Origin of the sequence: Paenibacillus canaveralius (genome assembly GCF_047238265.1) — a bacterium.
GTDB lineage: Bacteria > Bacillota > Bacilli > Paenibacillales > NBRC-103111 > Paenibacillus_F.
Genome location: NZ_JBDFMM010000001.1, coordinates 2,403,502 through 2,416,506 on the forward strand (window position 1 = coordinate 2,403,502; position 13,005 = coordinate 2,416,506).

Annotated in this window: 13 protein-coding genes and 2 pseudogenes; 11 read left to right on the forward strand and 4 right to left on the reverse strand. The window is 53.7% G+C overall.

Annotated elements, in window-relative coordinates; all coding sequences use genetic code 11:
- Window position 1 precedes the first annotated feature (1 nt).
- From ABC395_RS11245 to ABC395_RS11285, 9 genes and pseudogenes are all read left to right on the forward strand, one after another.
- Window positions 2-1,010: pseudogene (locus ABC395_RS11245) on the forward strand (ABC transporter substrate-binding protein).
- A gap of 294 nt (window positions 1,011-1,304) precedes the next feature.
- Window positions 1,305-2,201 (forward strand): hypothetical protein, encoded by an 897-nt coding sequence (locus ABC395_RS11250; RefSeq protein ID WP_413003057.1) that lies wholly within the window; start codon window positions 1,305-1,307, stop codon window positions 2,199-2,201.
- Between the two features lie 108 nt (window positions 2,202-2,309).
- Complete coding sequence (locus tag ABC395_RS11255) at window positions 2,310-3,050, forward strand: ABC transporter ATP-binding protein (protein ID WP_413003058.1); 741 nt, start codon at window positions 2,310-2,312, stop codon at window positions 3,048-3,050.
- Window positions 3,043-3,789: an ABC transporter permease subunit gene (locus tag ABC395_RS11260; protein WP_413003060.1), complete on the forward strand. Its 747-nt coding sequence runs from the start codon at window positions 3,043-3,045 to the stop codon at window positions 3,787-3,789. Before ABC395_RS11255 ends, ABC395_RS11260 begins: the two co-directional genes overlap by 8 nt.
- A 15-nt stretch (window positions 3,790-3,804) precedes the next feature.
- Window positions 3,805-4,152, forward strand: coding sequence for a hypothetical protein (locus ABC395_RS11265; protein ID WP_413003061.1), 348 nt, complete (start codon window positions 3,805-3,807; stop codon window positions 4,150-4,152).
- Window positions 4,115-5,284 carry a sensor histidine kinase gene (locus ABC395_RS11270; RefSeq protein WP_413003063.1) on the forward strand — a complete coding sequence of 390 codons (1,170 nt, stop codon included), beginning with the start codon at window positions 4,115-4,117 and terminating at the stop codon, window positions 5,282-5,284. The genes ABC395_RS11265 and ABC395_RS11270 overlap by 38 nt, the downstream gene beginning before the upstream one ends.
- Complete coding sequence (locus ABC395_RS11275; RefSeq protein WP_413003065.1) at window positions 5,281-5,967, forward strand: response regulator transcription factor; 687 nt, start codon at window positions 5,281-5,283, stop codon at window positions 5,965-5,967. Before ABC395_RS11270 ends, ABC395_RS11275 begins: the two co-directional genes overlap by 4 nt.
- A gap of 240 nt (window positions 5,968-6,207) precedes the next feature.
- A complete protein-coding gene (locus ABC395_RS11280; protein ID WP_413003067.1) occupies window positions 6,208-6,519 on the forward strand; it encodes a KGG domain-containing protein in 312 nt (103 codons plus the stop codon).
- A 308-nt stretch (window positions 6,520-6,827) separates the two neighbouring features.
- Window positions 6,828-8,069: an MFS transporter gene (locus tag ABC395_RS11285; RefSeq protein ID WP_413003069.1), complete on the forward strand. Its 1,242-nt coding sequence runs from the start codon at window positions 6,828-6,830 to the stop codon at window positions 8,067-8,069.
- Window positions 8,070-8,250: 181 nt separating this feature from the next.
- On the opposite strand, the gene ABC395_RS11290 is transcribed toward ABC395_RS11285, so the two are convergent.
- Both ABC395_RS11290 and ABC395_RS11295 read right to left on the reverse strand, forming a co-directional pair.
- Complete coding sequence (locus ABC395_RS11290) at window positions 8,251-8,889, reverse strand: LysR family transcriptional regulator substrate-binding protein (RefSeq protein ID WP_413003070.1); 639 nt, start codon at window positions 8,887-8,889, stop codon at window positions 8,251-8,253.
- 133 nt (window positions 8,890-9,022) lie between these two features.
- A pseudogene (locus tag ABC395_RS11295) lies at window positions 9,023-9,148 on the reverse strand (LysR family transcriptional regulator); the annotation flags it as partial.
- 163 nt (window positions 9,149-9,311) lie between these two features.
- On the opposite strand from ABC395_RS11295, the gene ABC395_RS11300 reads away from it, so the two are divergent.
- Window positions 9,312-10,064 carry an SDR family NAD(P)-dependent oxidoreductase gene (locus ABC395_RS11300; protein ID WP_413003072.1) on the forward strand — a complete coding sequence of 251 codons (753 nt, stop codon included), beginning with the start codon at window positions 9,312-9,314 and terminating at the stop codon, window positions 10,062-10,064.
- Window positions 10,065-10,219: 155 nt separating this feature from the next.
- On the forward strand, window positions 10,220-10,750 hold the full coding sequence (locus ABC395_RS11305) for a GNAT family N-acetyltransferase (RefSeq protein WP_413003074.1): 531 nt from the start codon (window positions 10,220-10,222) through the stop codon (window positions 10,748-10,750).
- A gap of 257 nt (window positions 10,751-11,007) precedes the next feature.
- Here ABC395_RS11305 and ABC395_RS11310 read toward each other — a convergent pair whose 3' ends face one another.
- Entirely contained in the window at window positions 11,008-11,247 is a 240-nt protein-coding gene (locus tag ABC395_RS11310; protein ID WP_009672440.1) for a hypothetical protein, read from the reverse strand.
- Between the two features lie 97 nt (window positions 11,248-11,344).
- Window positions 11,345-13,000, reverse strand: coding sequence for a Tat pathway signal protein (locus tag ABC395_RS11315; RefSeq protein WP_413003076.1), 1,656 nt, complete (start codon window positions 12,998-13,000; stop codon window positions 11,345-11,347).
- Window positions 13,001-13,005: the final 5 nt, after the last annotated feature.

Here is a 13,005-nt window from a genome sequence, read left to right on the forward strand (position 1 = left end):
TATGCGATCTCTTAAACGTTTTTTATTCTTAGGGCTGGCTCTTGTTTGCCTGGCCGCCGCAAGCGCCTGCTCCGCATTCGATTCCACCAAAGAACTCGTACCGAGAGGCGCTGCGGAGTCAGAAGGGACACACGCGGCAGCCGTAGAGCTGGAAAATATGGGGGAGAAGCTTCATTTTAAGGATGCGCCCAAACGGGCCGTGACTTTAAATCAGCATGCTACGGAAGTGATGCTTGCGCTCGGGCTGGAGAAAAACATGGCCGGCACCGCTTACCTGGACGATCAGATTCTTCCGGAGGCTGCAGGAAGCTTACAAACGGGTGCCCGTTCTCGCCAAAACCTACCCGTCCAAGGAAGTTTTTGCGGAGGCCGCTCCGGATTTTGCCTATGCGGGCTGGAAAAGCGCGTTTACGGAGAAAACTCTGGGCACCCGGGGAGAGCTGGCCAAACAGGGGATTCAGACCTATGTGCAGGAATCTTCCAATAAAGCGGCTCCGACTTTGGACGATGTATATGAGGATATTTTGAACATCGGCCGCATTTTCAGGGTAGAAGCAAAGGCAAATGAGCTCGTGGACGGCATGAAGCAGCGCTTAAAAGACATTCAGGAGCAAATCGGCACGGTCGGGACACCTCAGAAGGTGTTCATTTACGACAACGGCGAAGATAAAGCTTTTACGGCGGCCAATACTTACATTACGAGCCTGATTAACATGATCGGCGGCAAAAATATTTTCGACGATATTCAGAAAAGCTGGGTCGAAGTCAGCTGGGAAGAGGTGGTCAGCCGCAACCCGGACGTCATTGTGATCATGGATTACGGCGATACGCCGGTAGAGAAGAAGAAAGAGCTTCTCCTGGGCAAAAGAGAGCTGGCCGATATTCCGGCCATTAAGAACCGGCGCCTGCTCGTTCTTCCTCTGTCGGCCGCTTCCGAAGGAATCCGCGCCCCGATCGCCCTGCAGACGCTGGCGGAAGGGTTATACCCGGATAAAGTACATAAAAAATAAACGGGTCTCTTCCTGCCGGATCTTCGGGCATGGCCATTCCCGGTGTTCGGTCAGATGCAGCGTGAACACGGAAGGTTTGCTTTGAGCTTTTCATATCGTGTATCCCTTTGGATCCGACTGACTGTAACGGAAAGAACTCTGCCCCTGTAAAGGGGCTTTTTTTGTGCGGTGCAAGCGGGCTTTGATAACCGGGAAGTGATTTAAGAAAGTTTTAATAGATGCTTCATAAGGGGTTTATTTTTTTTGCCTATGATGACAGTGGCGGTTAAATACGAAGGATTCAGGAGGAAGAACATGAACAAAAAATGGCTGGTGTTGGGCAGTGTAATCGGAATCAGCAGTCTTATGATGGTCACGACGGGAATCAGCGCCATGGCGGGAACTTCGGGATATGACGCCTACAAGTCCGCGTTGAAAAATTCCAAGACAGTCAAAAGCGTCACAGTTCAGGCAGCGGGATCTTTAAGGGACAACGGGAACGTGGCTCTGAGTGCGAACGGGACGTTTAAAATGAGCCGTGAAGGAGGTTCGGCAAGCGGCACGGGTGAAGTCTCGGTCGGCGGAACGAAACAAATGCTTCAATTTTACAAGCAGGGCGAGCAAGCGATCTTTAAACCGGGAAGCGGAGATGTGTATTATGTCAAAGATACGGGGAGTGAAACGCACAAGCGCTTTAAAGGCAACGGTGAAAATGAAATGCCGCAGCACGTGGAAACCGTGGTGGACGCGCTGGTCGGCAATCTGAAAGATTATGTCGCCGTCGATGTGAAAGAGGACGGAAGCAAGCGCGTGTCGGCGGAGCTGGACGGCGCTCAGCTGCCCGCAGTCGTTCAGGCGATTGCGCCGGTCGTCATCAAGCAGGCGTCCAAGGAGCACGGAGAGCCGGAGAAGAAAACCGGCGCGGCGGATACCCCGTTCGACAGCGGGTTTCTGAAGGATGCCGCACCCGGGCTGACCGCGGATATTCGCCTGGAGAAGGTGGCCGTTAACGCGACGATCAGCCCGTCGAATTATATCCGGCACCAAGAAGCGGAGCTGACTATATCCGGTAAGGACGCCGGGGGCAAGACTCATCAGGTTGTCGTGCATCTGCAGGCGGATCTGTCCGGATATGACGGCACTACGCCGGATACGGTGGATCTGAACGGCAAAAACGTTCAGAAAGTACAGTCGGAGCACAGGAACAAATGACAGGGCAAGAACGGCTAAACGAGACGCACATTGTTTCGTCCGCAGCGGATGGACGCGGGTTACTGGCGTCCGCCGACTACCGGACGGGAAAGGAAGTGAAATTTACCGATGCAGCTTATTCTGGAAGTCAGCGGTTTAACGAAGCAATACCGCGGGAGCGGACGCGGAGTCAGAGAGGTCAGCCTGCGGCTGGAAGCCGGCGACGTCTACGGACTGCTCGGTCCGAACGGAGCGGGAAAGACGACGCTCCTCAAGCTGGTCACGGGGCTGATCCGGGCGGACGGCGGCACGGTCACCTTGTTCGGCGTCGACAGGGCTCTGCGGCACGGGCAGGCGATGGAGAATGTCGGCTGCATGATCGAATCGGCCGACTTTCCGGATTTTCTGACGGCTTGGCAGTATCTCCGCCAGTCCGCACGCTTCTACCCGGGGGTGACGGGACAGCGGATGGAGGAGGTGCTGGATACCGTCGGCCTGCTTCACGTCCGGCATGAGAAAATTAAGGGCTTCTCGGCAGGCATGAAACAAAAGCTGGCCTTGGCCGCCGCTGTCATGCCGGGGCCCAAGCTTGTGCTGCTGGATGAGCCGACGAACGGTCTGGATATCGAGGGGATCGTGATGTTCCGCAGCCTGATCCGCAAAATGTCGGCGGAAGAGGGAACTTCGTTCCTTATTTCCAGCCATATGATCCACGAGCTTGAGCAGCTTTGCAGCCGGGCGGGAATTCTTGCCGGCGGCAGCTTGAAGAGAGAAGGAGATCTCTCGGATCTGGTGCCGGAAGGCGGGACGCTCGAAAGCTTTTACATGACGGAAATCCGTGATAGGGAAGGAGAGCTTCAAGATGCATAGATGGAAAGCGGGTTATGTGAACGAGCTTTATTTACTGCTGTACCGGAAAAAAACCGTCATCTTCGCGGCTGTCTCCGTTCTGCTTCCCGTTCTGTTTGCCGTCTCGTTACAGGCGCTTGGACCTCTGCTGGGATCGATGGCGCTCGGCAGCTCTTTTCCCGTACAGATGCTGAGTATCTATACGGCATTGTGGATTCCGCTCTTTATCGTGATGCTTACGGGCGACCAGTTTCCTCACGAAGACGCTTCAAGAACGCTTAAACTCGCTTTTCTGCGTCCCGGCACGCGCTTTCACGTTTTTACCGCGAAGGCGGCCGCCCAGGGAACGGCGGTGGCGCTGCTGCTGGTTCTGCTCTTCGCGGTCACGCTGCTGTGCGCGATGTTCGCGGGAACGCCCCTCGGCATAGACGATAGCCTGGCTGCGGCCAAAGCGTATGCCGCCGCGTTTGCCGCGATGACCGCCCTGTCGGCCGTATTTGTTTTGGCCGCACAGTTTTTCAAAAGCGCCAGCGGATTCGTCGTCTTCGCCATCGCCTTGTATGCGGCGGCTAAGCTGGCGCCGTTCCTTTTTCAGCCGTTTCCCGCGTTCTCACCGGTGTCTTACACGGATTGGCATCTACTCTGGCTGAATGACGGGGTTCCGGCGGGAAGACGGATGACGGCTTCATTGTTTCTGCTTTCAAGCAGCCTCTTGTTTTTTGCCCTCGGGTATTATAAATTTGATCGAAAAGAAGTGTGAACGGAGAAAAAGCTTATGTCTATCCGTTTCAAGCTGCTGCTGTCGTATGCCGCGATGCTCGTTATTCCGCTCGTGATGATGCTCATAACGGCGATGCTTCTCGTCGTGGTGTTCCGCGGAGATTTGCAGTCGCTTAAAGACCAGTACGGTGAAGGTGAAGGCCGCTTCGAGAACCGCAGCATCGAGCGGCTGCTCAAAGAAATAAAACGAACCACGGAAATTGACCCCGCGGCATGGACGGATACGTCTTATCTGGCGGAAATCGACGGGGAACTGCAGCGGAACCAGTCTAATCTGATTCTGCGCAAAGGCGGGGAAATTGTGTATGCGGCAGCCTCTTTTCCATATCCGCAGTCTGCTTAAGAACCTGCCGGCTTATGAAAAGCCGGGGAACGTGAAGATGTCCAAACCCGAACGGATGGACAAACAGCTTGTCGAAGTTTTTCATGCGGATTTTAAATTTGAAGACGGGCAGAAAGGCAGCCTCTTCGTTGTGACGGCCGTAAGTCCGTTCGTCACATTCGCCCGGAAGTTTTTCCCGATCTTGTTTATCGCCTTAATCGTCATTCTCATTCTCACGCATACGCTGCTTACCTATTTCGTGTCCCGGAGTATTATTAAACCCCTGAACACGCTGAAAGCCGCCATGAAGCGGATAGAGGCCGGAGATTTGGATTCCCGGGTCGTGCCGGCAGGCAAAGATGAAATCGGCGAACTCAGCGCAGCCTTCGAGCAGATGAGAGTGAAGCTTAAGGATTCCATCCAGACGCAGCTTCAATATGAAGAAAACCGCAAAGAGCTTATCTCGAATATTTCCCACGATATCCGGACTCCGCTGACGGCGATACGGGGGTACGTGGAAGGGCTGGGAGACGGAATTGCGGATACCGAGGAGAAACGGGAGAAATACATCGGCATCATTACCTCCAAAGCGGAGGAGATGGATCACCTGATCGACGAGCTGTTTCTCTACTCCAAACTCGATTTAAACCGGCTGCCGTTCAATTTCGAAAGAGTCGATCTGCACGCGTTTATTGAAGATTTATCTTCGGAGCTGGAGTTCGAACTCAGCAAACAAGGCATCCGGTACTCGGCTGATATCAGGCTGAAACCGCACACGGAGCTGATAATAGACCGGGATAAAATCAAGCGTGTTTTCGTAAATATTGTCGACAACAGCGTCAAATATATGAATAAACCCGATAAACGGATCGGGCTGAAGGTTGTGGAAGCCGGGCAGGAAGTCCAAATCGAACTGACCGACAATGGCCGGGGCATCGATGCCGAATCTCTTCCGTATATTTTCGAGCGGTTTTACCGGGCGGACCCGTCGCGCAACAGCGATACCGGAGGCAGCGGCTTAGGGTTAGCCATTTCCAAGCAGATTATCGACGGACACGGGGGCTCAATCCGGGCTGACAGTCTGCCTGACGAGGGCAGCCGCATTACGATCCTGCTTCCGATCCGAACGAATAAAGAGAGTGATGTCTTATGAAATCCATATTGATCGTGGAAGATGAGCGGCTTATAGCCGAACTGCAGAGAGACTACCTGGAGGTTCACGGATTCCGGGTCGAAATCGCGGAGGACGGGGAGCGGGGACTGCGTCTCGGCTTGACCGGAGAGTACGATCTTATTCTCCTGGATCTGATGATTCCCCGTATCGGCGGCTTTGAGGTGTGTAAGAAAATCCGGGAAGAAAGGGACATTCCGATCCTGATGGTTACCGCCAAAAAAGAAGACATCGACATTATCCGTGGACTGGGCCTCGGGGCGGACGATTACATTACAAAGCCCTTCAAGCCCGCGGAACTCGTCGCCCGGGTGAAGGCGCATCTGGCCCGTTACGAGCGGCTGATCGGCCCTCCGAAAAAGAAGGAGGAAGTGTCCATCCGGGAGCTTGTGATCCATTCCGATTCCCGCCGGGTTTTTCTGCGCGGCCGTGAAATTACCCTTACTACGAAGGAGTTCGATCTTCTCTCGTTTCTCGCGCGCAACCCTAACCGGGTGTTCAGCAAGGATCATCTTTTCGAAAAATTGTGGGGCATGAATTCACTCGGCGATTCTCAGACGGTTACGGTCCATATCCGGAAGCTGCGGGAGAAAATCGAGCTGGATTCTTCGAAATCCGAGTATATCGAGACCGTTTGGGGAGCGGGCTACCGCTTCCGCTTATGAGCGGGTAGCAAGTACAGCAGGCGGGGCTGGGGCCCTGCTTTTTTGCTGTTCGGAACAAATAGCCGGAGCGGCTCCATTCTTTTCTTTATACGGCCGCACTCACTATGAAAATATTCGGGGCAGATTACCGGGCGAACAAAAACAGAAACTTTGTTTCAAAAAATTGACCCAGGGTAAATAAGACATAGGCAACGCCACAACGCCAAAAAATAATTCAATACCTATAAGGAGTGATTCAAAATGGCACGTAATGACGACAACAAAATGAGCCGTGAAGAAGCAGGACGTATGGGTGGAGAAGCAACCTCCAAGAACCACGATAAAGATTTTTATCAGGAAATTGGTGAAAAAGGCGGAGAAGCCACTTCCCGTAATCATGACAAAGAGTTCTATCAAGAAATCGGTCAAAAAGGCGGAGAAGCCCGCGGCAATAACGGAAACAGCGGGAATGGCGGCAACAGCGGTAACAGCGGAGGCGACGGCAAAATGAGCCGTGAGGAAGCCGGACGCAAAGGCGGCGAAGCAAGAGCCCGCCAGCGTGACCGCGATTAATCTTGAAGCTGAACATCGGACAAGCAAGATCCCTATCACATAAGTTATGGAAAAAGCCCGCCGGAATCCCGGCGGGCTTTTTTAGTTATAGCTAATCTTACCCTTTCTTTTTGGCCGAGGCCGTATATAATAAAAAGCAATCAATTCAGGAGGTGTCGTTCATGCAAAAAACTCAAATGAAAACCCCGCAAAGAAAAGAACAAACAACCAAAAAAGTGGGGAAGACGGCACGAACGCAAAGCTTACCGGTGAGCGGATAAGTGAATACACAACGTGACGTGCCGTCTGCCTGAAAGGCGGACAGGTTCATGAATGTACACGCGTCACACGTTTATTTAAGATTAAAATTCGGTTTGGCACTGGCCAACAGTGTCATGTTTACAACGTATGCAGTCTATTTTATCCAGACGCTGGGTCTGACACCGCTGGAGCTTTTGCTAGTCGGAACGGTATTGGAACTTACTGTACTCCTGTTCGAAGGAATTACGGGAGTCGTGGCGGATACGTACGGCCGCAGAAAATCAGTCATCCTCGGGATGTTCGTGATGAGCGGCAGCTTCTTCCTGGAGGGCAGCGTGATAGGTGCCGGCGCGGTCGTACCCGTTATCTCGTTGTTTGTCTGGGTGCTTATTTCCGAAGCGATCCGCGGATTCGGAGAAACGTTCCTCAGCGGCGCGGATACCGCATGGTTTGTGGATGAAGTCGGCGAAGAACATGCGGGGCCGGTCTTTATGCGTGCGAAAAGATGGACGCTGACCGCGGCACTGGTCGGAATCGGAATCAGCGTCGGGCTGTCCACGCTGGCTACGAACCTGCCTTTTCTGGCAGGCGGCCTTTTGTATGCGGTATTGGGGGTCTACCTTCTGCTGCATATGAAGGAGACCAAATTCGTCCGTCAAGAAAGACCGCCGGGAACCGGGCCTTGGACCGAACTCAAGTCTACCTGGCTCGCCGGTGCCCGGGAGATTTCCTCCCGGCCTATCCTGCTGATGATTCTGGCGGTGACCGTATTCAGCGGGGCGGCATCCGAAGGCTATGACCGGCTGTGGGAAGCGCATCTCTTGAAGGAGATTACGTTTCCGGCCGGACTGCCTTTGTCCGCCGCTCTCTGGTTCGGACTTATCTCCGTCTTGACCATCCTGCTGAGCATGCTCGCGATGTGGATCGCCGAGAAACGGCTGAATACGACGGATGAACATGTCGTATTCAAAAGCATGTTCGTGCTGACGGCGCTTCGGATCGCGGCGGTTCTGTCGTTTGCCTTCTCGCCGAATTTCGGCTGGGCTCTGGTTTCCCTGCTCACCGTAGGCGTTATCGGCACGCTGAGCGCCCCGCTTTTCGAGACTTGGCTCAATCTCAACATCGAGAGCCGGTCGAGGGCGACGGTGCTCTCCATGATGAGCCAATCCGATGCGCTCGGCCAAACCGCGGGCGGTCCGTTCGTCGGCTGGATCGGCAGCCGGCTGTCCGTCCGGGCGTCTCTGACGACCGCGGCGGTACTGCTGCTGCCCATCCTGCTCGTATTCGGACGCGTATTGCGAAGACGATAGCGCCGCCGCTTTAAACGAGAAAAACCTATGTCCCCGGGACATAGGTTTTTTTTGCCGGATCTGTGGATGCATCTCTTATGAGAGAGTCATTCTCATGATGAAGGGTCATACTGACTGAAGAAGGAAGCTCCCGATTCTCTTCGATTCTCTTCGTTCCTTCTCCATTTTTTTCCCCGGAACGTTACCGCCGCCTGTTAAGCCGCATTTTGAGCCGGTTGACGAAAAGATGAGCGGCTTGCGAATAGGGCTGATCTTTGGGATGAACGCACCACAGGTAGGAGGGCCGCTCGCCCGGAAGTTCCGCGTTCACCATGACGATATCGCCGTTTTCGTAGTCGGGGTTTCCGTAAAACGTATAATCCGTTCCGAGCGTAACGGCGATTCCCTCCCGGACGGCTTTCAGGATCGCGTCGATATTGTTGCTTGTGAACAGAACGTTCACGGAATCGCCGAGCGTGGCGATAAAGCGGGCAATATACTCGTCATGGTAAAGCACAAGCTGATGAGCGGCGAGCTGGTCCAGCGAGATCGATTTTGCCGAAGCTAGGGCGGAATGCCTGCTTACGCCGACGACCATGCGTCCTTCGACAAGCGGCTCCGCGTGCAGGCATGCGTTTTTTTCCTGAATCGTATCCGGGAACAAAACAAACCCGATATCGACCCGGTTATGGCGCACATCTTCGATAATTTCTTTGGTGCCCTTCTCGATCATTTCCAGCCGGATACCGGGAAAATCTTTTTTGAGTTCCGTCAACGTATCGACGAGCAGTGAGACGGGGCCCGGAATCGTAGCCACGCGAAGCCGCGCGTTTTGCAGCATTCCGTAACTGTTCGCTTCCGCTTGCAGTCTGATGGACCTGGCTTAGAATGGCCGAAGCTTTGCCGAGAATCATTTGCCCTTCCGGTGTCGGAACCGCCCCCGTACGCGACCGGTTGAAGATGCGTACGCCGAGCTCTTTCTCCAGGAAAGAGATCGAGCGGCTGATTCCCGCAACCGTCATATGCTTATTTTGCGCAGCCCCTGTCAACGTTCCCGCCCGGGCTACTTCCACGATAAATTCAAGCTGTTCCAAATTCATTCCGACGGCTCCTTGGTATTAACTTTAAGTTAAGGTTAGTTAACTAATCTGAAATATAATTAATCTTGAGTATATGATACGATCTAATCAAGGTCAACGTGTGACAAAGCGCACACCACTTACAGATCAACCCAGACGAGACATTTTTGGAGGCGGAACTTATATGACAACCACTCAACGTGTAGCGGTAATTACAGGCGGAGCAAGCGGTATCGGCCGTCAAGCTTGTTTAAAATTCGCACGCAAAGGCGACCGGGTCATCGTAGCGGATTTCAATGAAGCGGGCGGAACTGAAACTGCCGAGCTCATTAAAAAAGAAGGCGGAGAAGCGGTATTCGTCAAAGTCGACGTTTCCAGTCAGGAAAGCGTACAAGCTCTCGTAGACGAAGCGGTTGCCAAGTACGGCCGGATCGACGTGATGTTCAACAATGCCGGAATCGGCGGTGCCGGACCCGTTTTGACTCAAAATATGGATTTGTATCACAAAACGATCGCCGTCAACCAGCACGGAGTCGCTTACGGGATTATGGCCGCGGGCAGTAAAATGAAGGAGCTCGGCATTAAAGGCGTCATCATCAACACCGCTTCGGTGTTCGGATTCCTCGCTTCTCCGGGAACCTTCGCGTACCACGCGACCAAAGGCGCCGTTATCATGATGTCGAAATCGGCGGCACTGGAGCTTGCTCCACACGGCATCCGAGTCATTGCGGTTGCGCCGGGTGCGGTGGATACACCGATCATTCAAGGGTTTAAAGACAACGGTATGCTCGAAAGCATGAAGGCCAAAGTAATGGGCGGCGAGCTGACGAAGCCGGAAACCGTCGCAAACTCCGTCTATCTGCTTTCGCTGGAAGAAGCGGATGCTATCAACGGCAGCGTAGTCATGGTCGACCAAGGATACGCTTCGTTTAAATAATAATTTTTCAATGTAAAATAAAAAGTCTCTCTTCAACAGGAAGAGAGACTTTTTTTAGTTTGAATTTCTAAAGAAACGCAGAAAACTGCCGAGTTGTCTGACTCTGTTTAGCTGCATTAAAGCAAATCCGAACCATGCAGAAATGAACGGCCGCTTTGCTCAGTATCTTTTATTCCGAGCCGGTAACGGCAGCGCACATGCGCGAAGAAGATGCCGTGATTCCGAGAGAGGGCGCTTTGTCACGCGACGAGAACGGAAGACTGACCGGCCATGACCGCCGGCGTCTTGTTGCCGTAAACGAGTCGGGTAAAATTATCGGCTACGGCTGCTCCTGGCGGGCTCCCCGGACGGCTCCGGGCATGCTGTACCAAAAGGTTCTCGTCGCTGCCGAAGAACGCAAAAACGGCACAGGACGCCAAATTTACGCGAAGCTGGCTGCCTATGCGGATGCTAACGGTGCGGATAAAATCGTAGGCATGGTCCGCGACGACGATCCGGATTCGCTAGCGTACGCCGCGGACCGGGGTTTTGTCAGAGACCGTCACCAGTTTGAGTCTCTTATCGAACTGGAGGCGTTTTCACCTGAGGGAACTGGAGGACCGGGAGACGCGCCGGAAGGGATCGCGTTAACCACACTGGCAGAGGTGGCGGGGGAGGAGATTTCCAGGTGGCGCTGTCCTGCTTAAACGGCCGGAAGGGAGTGTATGCGGGGAATGCGGCGTCACTTATAAATCGTATCCCAAGCTTACACATTTGTTTACCGAAGGCAAATTGGAGAACGACATCCCAAATTACAAGGTTCCTGCAAATGTACCGGACACGGTTACCGCAGATATTGCGGCTTGGATTGGCGGCAGCACGGCAGTTTTAAAATAAAACAAACAAAAAAAGCCTGTTTCGCAGGCTTTTTTTGTTTGCTCCACTTGCGGAGCGGCGGGCTTTTTTAATATTTCTGACTGTTATTGGACATATAAGCGATTGACCCGATAATGGTCCCCAGCAAGACGAGGGCGACCGGAATTCCGATCAGTTCCATGATGGCAGCCTCTGTACCGCGGTAGGTCGTATTCCCGACGACCATCGGAATTTCCAGCCCCAGCACGTTAAGAATAAATACGATGACCCCTAGAATGACCCCCAGCAGAACAAACGGCTTTAAAAACCGGAAAATATATGCAGCCATTGTCAAACGCCTCCTTCACTTGCTTCTTTTTACTTACTTAACCCTTAGACGACCCCCAAAAGGATACCCCTTCAAAATATGGGTGGGGTTAACAATTTTATTTAACCTTTAATTTCCGTTTTGAATAGGCCGCCAAAACAAGCAGAACCGAAGCCGCCAAAAGAACGGCGATAATGAGCAGGGAAGCGGAAGTAAGATTGCGGACGGGGCCGGATTCGACTGCGGTGCCCATAAAATCCGCATAGAACAGCTGGTTGAAAGGGCCCAGGAACCAAAGCAGCATGTAGATAAGTTCAAAGGGACGCCTGGATTCCGTCCAGATGCCCAAAGCCAGGGCAAAGCTGGGTACGAATAATGCGGCCGCGACGGCGTAAATCAGGTGAACCACGTCACCCGTCACGATAAATCGGATGAGCATCCCGCTGCCCGTTAGAAGCACCGCCAGGAAACCTGACAACCATACCGCGGGCAGCTGCCTTCCGACATAGCCGGGTGATGAAGCGAGTACGGACACGGTTCCGTATTGGTGTTCGCGGTTGCCCATCGAAGACCAGAGCGAAATCGGCCAGATCCAGGCAAGCGGCCAGATCCATCTCAGTGCCGCCGTGTAAGGCAGAAAGAGGCACAAAAGAGCGAGAATAACGGCGACCACGTACCAGCCGGGCGGAAAACTGGCGAACTGAAGCTGGAATTCCGCGCGGACAAGAGGCAGGAACCGCTTGTTCACCCGGACAGGCGTCAGGTCGGCCGCCGACGCAAGAGGGGGGACTTGCACCGCCGCGGGTTCAGCCGGAGCTTTCCGCATCCGTTCTTGGGCAGTCGCTTTGCCGCCGCGGGAGCGGGCCGGAACGGCTTCGCCGACACCTGTACCGGCGCCGGCGCCGTTTCGGGGCCCTTGGACGACGACAGGACTTTCCTTGAAGCCGCGGAAAAGGCGGGAGGCGAGCAGGCAGACCAGGACCGCGACAAGCAGCAGAGCGGCTTGTTTGATCACAACGTCCCAGGTCCAGCTTATGCCGTCCCAGACGAAAAGTTTCAGCGGGCTTTCTAGGAACAGAATTCCTTGCCCGTATGTACCTTCATAATCGGCGTGAGTGAGCAGGAGCTTTTCACGCATCCCCTTCGTGATGACATCGTTGCCCATGCCCGAATAGAGCGTGGACATCGTAACGCCGGTAAACAAAAGCATATAAAGCACAATGCCGAACGGGCTCCTGAGCACCGGCCTTGTTTCGAACAGGACGGCCGTGGCCGAAACAATTGCCAGGGCGGGGATCACGACGAACAAGTATGGGGCCAGGTACGCCCCCAGGTGGAGAGAGTAGTCTTCGCCGCGGACCCACTGCATACAGATCGCGACGGGAATGACAACAGCGGCAATCACCGCCAAAACCAGAAAATTGCTGAGCGCCTTGCCGAGCAGATAATGGGATTTTTTTAGCGAGGAGCCTTCGATAATCTGGCCCACCCGGGTTCTTTTATCGCGCTCGATACCGTTCCGCACTAGAAAAAAACCGAAGAAGGACAAAAACAGCGAGGTAGAAACCGCGGTTGTTCCGCCTACCCAGGCCGAATTATAGATGCCCCGGAATTCTTCGAAATACAGCGTGACGTATCCGGCATCGGCCGGAGGGACGAACATATAGGCTGCAAGAATCGTCAGGCCCAGCGTAAGGAGAAAACTGAACCGCCGCGTTCTTTCCAGAAAATCCGCCAAGGCCACCTGGTATGTAATCTTCCATGCGTTTATCACGCGTT

What these genes read in the sequence shown, in the direction of transcription:
- ABC395_RS11255 (WP_413003058.1), top strand. Translation starts at nt 2,310, where the DNA reads ATGCAGCTTATTCTGGAAGTCAGCGGTTTAACGAAGCAATACCGCGGG.
- ABC395_RS11260 (WP_413003060.1), top strand. Translation starts at nt 3,043, where the DNA reads ATGCATAGATGGAAAGCGGGTTATGTGAACGAGCTTTATTTACTGCTG.
- ABC395_RS11275 (WP_413003065.1), top strand. Translation starts at nt 5,281, where the DNA reads ATGAAATCCATATTGATCGTGGAAGATGAGCGGCTTATAGCCGAACTG.
- ABC395_RS11250 (WP_413003057.1), top strand. Translation starts at nt 1,305, where the DNA reads ATGAACAAAAAATGGCTGGTGTTGGGCAGTGTAATCGGAATCAGCAGT.
- ABC395_RS11270 (WP_413003063.1), top strand. Translation starts at nt 4,115, where the DNA reads ATGCGGCAGCCTCTTTTCCATATCCGCAGTCTGCTTAAGAACCTGCCG.
- ABC395_RS11265 (WP_413003061.1), top strand. Translation starts at nt 3,805, where the DNA reads ATGTCTATCCGTTTCAAGCTGCTGCTGTCGTATGCCGCGATGCTCGTT.
- ABC395_RS11280 (WP_413003067.1), top strand. Translation starts at nt 6,208, where the DNA reads ATGGCACGTAATGACGACAACAAAATGAGCCGTGAAGAAGCAGGACGT.
- ABC395_RS11310 (WP_009672440.1), bottom strand. Translation starts at nt 11,247, where the DNA reads ATGGCTGCATATATTTTCCGGTTTTTAAAGCCGTTTGTTCTGCTGGGG.
- ABC395_RS11285 (WP_413003069.1), top strand. Translation starts at nt 6,828, where the DNA reads ATGAATGTACACGCGTCACACGTTTATTTAAGATTAAAATTCGGTTTG.
- ABC395_RS11290 (WP_413003070.1), bottom strand. Translation starts at nt 8,889, where the DNA reads ATGCTGCAAAACGCGCGGCTTCGCGTGGCTACGATTCCGGGCCCCGTC.
- ABC395_RS11300 (WP_413003072.1), top strand. Translation starts at nt 9,312, where the DNA reads ATGACAACCACTCAACGTGTAGCGGTAATTACAGGCGGAGCAAGCGGT.